The sequence below is a fragment of the Nonomuraea terrae genome (assembly GCF_004348995.1).
In the GTDB taxonomy this organism is placed as follows: Bacteria; Actinomycetota; Actinomycetes; order Streptosporangiales; family Streptosporangiaceae; genus Nonomuraea; species Nonomuraea terrae.
Window position 1 is genome coordinate 1 of record NZ_SMKQ01000420.1, and the last position, 1,971, is coordinate 1,971.

Sequence of the window (1,971 nt, forward strand, 5' to 3'; positions counted from 1 at the left end):
CACCCGGCGCCGCCCGAGCCGGAGCCGCGCAGGAACGGCACCCTGAGCGCGTTGACGCGGTGGCCGAGCAGCCCGAGCAGGGCCGGGACCAGCGTGATCGAGGTGAGCACGGCGGCGACCACCGAGATGCCGGTGACCCAGCCCAGCGTGGCCAGCAGCGGGAACCCGGCCAGCAGCAGCGCGCTCAACGCGATGATCACCGTGCCGCCCGCGAAGACGACGGCCCCGCCGGAGCTCGCCACGGTGCGGCGTACGGACTCCACGACCGGCACCCCGTCGGCCAGCAGGCGGCGATGGCGGGACAGCAGGAACAGCGCATAGTCGATGCCCACGCCGAGCCCGACCATCGTGGCCATGATGCCGGCCTGCTTGGGCATGTCCACGGCCCAGCCGAGCAGCCCGATCAGGCCGAGCCCCGAGGCCACGCTGACCAGCGCCACGAAGATCGGCACCGTCGCGGCCACCAGCGTCCCGAATGCGAACACCAGCACCACCAGCGCGCAGATCACGCCCACGACCTCGCTCGGCCCGGTCTTGATCTCCTTGCTGGCGGGGTTGGAGCTGTCGGCCGGCACCACTTCCAGCCCGGCCTCGCGCGCCGGATCGGCGGCCTCCGACAGGTCCTGCGTGATCGTGCCGACCGCGTCGGGGTCGTGACCCTCCAGCCGGACGCCGATCAGGCCGATCTGCAGGTTGGAGGAGATGCCGCCCATGCGGAACGGCGTCTCCACCTCCGCGACGTGCGGCATCGTGCGCAGCCGGTCGACGGCGTCCTCGACGGCCTTCTTGCGGGTGTCCTCAAGAAGCGGCCCGTCGGCGGAGTACACGAGGAGCTGCACCGTGCCGCCCGCCTGGTAGCCGGAGCCGAAGCCGGTCTTCATGAGATCGTGGGCGCGCTGGGCGTCGGTGCCGGGGACGCTGGCGTCGCTGCTGGTCGGGCTGGGGAAGGCGAGGTTGCTGCCCATCAGGGCGGCGGCGGCGAGCACCCAGGTGACGAGTACGATCCAGCCGTGGCGCGCGCACCAGCCGCCCAGCCGGCCCAGCAACCGTGTCATCGCTTCCGTTCCCCACTCGACGGCCGTCCTGTACGGTCGTACAGGACCTACGATAAAACCGGAAATATCCGGAAGGCTGTCTCCCTGAGGGAAATGAGACGATGGCCACAGACGACGACACCCGCACCCGGATCCTCGACGCCGCCCGCTCGCTCTTCGCCGAACGCGGGTACGCGGCCACCTCCCTGGCCGACATCGCGGCGGCCGTGGGCCTGACGAAGACCGCGGTCGCCTACCACTTCCACCCGAAGGACCGCCTGGCCGCCGAACTGCTCTCCCCCGCGGCGGGCGACATGCTGAAACTGCTCGACACCCCGTACGCCGACCGGCAGGAGTTCGTCGAGGCCCTGGTGGGGTTCGCGGTGCGCTACCGCTCGGTGATCCGCCTGTTCATGGAAGATCTGGCGGCCGACGACCCGGCGACTGACGACGCCGACTCCGGGCGTGCGACAGTCCGGACATTCCGCGACGAGATCTACAACAAACTGGTCTTCGACAACCCCACCCCCGAAGCCCGCCTGAAGAGCTGGGCCCTCCTGGGAGCCCTGCAATGGGGCGCCGTCAAAACCATGGACCTCCCCGAAGACCAGGTCCACGCCGCCCTGCTGCAGGCCGCCCGCGCCTACTGACCCTCCCTCCGTCTCATGCCCCTTGCTGGCAGGCAGAGCCGCTGGAAGACTCGCCGCCGTTGGCATGAAAGTGGAAGGTCCGCCTTGCCGGTGGGAGACAGGGCCGCTGGACGGCTCGCCCGCTGCTGGTGCGAGGCAGGGTTCCAGGAGGAGGCAGGATGGTCACGCTCGCCGTCGTCGGTGCGGGCTCGCGAGGGCTCTCGTACGCCCGCCACGCCGCCGGGACCGGCCGGGCTCGGGTGGTCGCGGTGGCCGACCCGCTCGCCTCCCGCCGCGAGAAGTTCCCC

2 protein-coding genes are annotated in these 1,971 nt (G+C 71.1%); one reads left to right on the forward strand and one right to left on the reverse strand.

The window, feature by feature from the left end; translation table 11 throughout:
• On the reverse strand, positions 1-1,055 hold a 1,055-nt coding region (locus E1286_RS47065), incomplete at its 3' end, for an MMPL family transporter (RefSeq protein WP_165970259.1).
• A gap of 101 nt (positions 1,056-1,156) precedes the next feature.
• Here E1286_RS47065 and E1286_RS47070 point away from each other — a divergent pair.
• Positions 1,157-1,684 carry a TetR/AcrR family transcriptional regulator gene (locus E1286_RS47070; RefSeq protein ID WP_132623902.1) on the forward strand — a complete coding sequence of 176 codons (528 nt, stop codon included), beginning with the start codon at positions 1,157-1,159 and terminating at the stop codon, positions 1,682-1,684.
• Positions 1,685-1,971 lie beyond the last annotated feature (287 nt).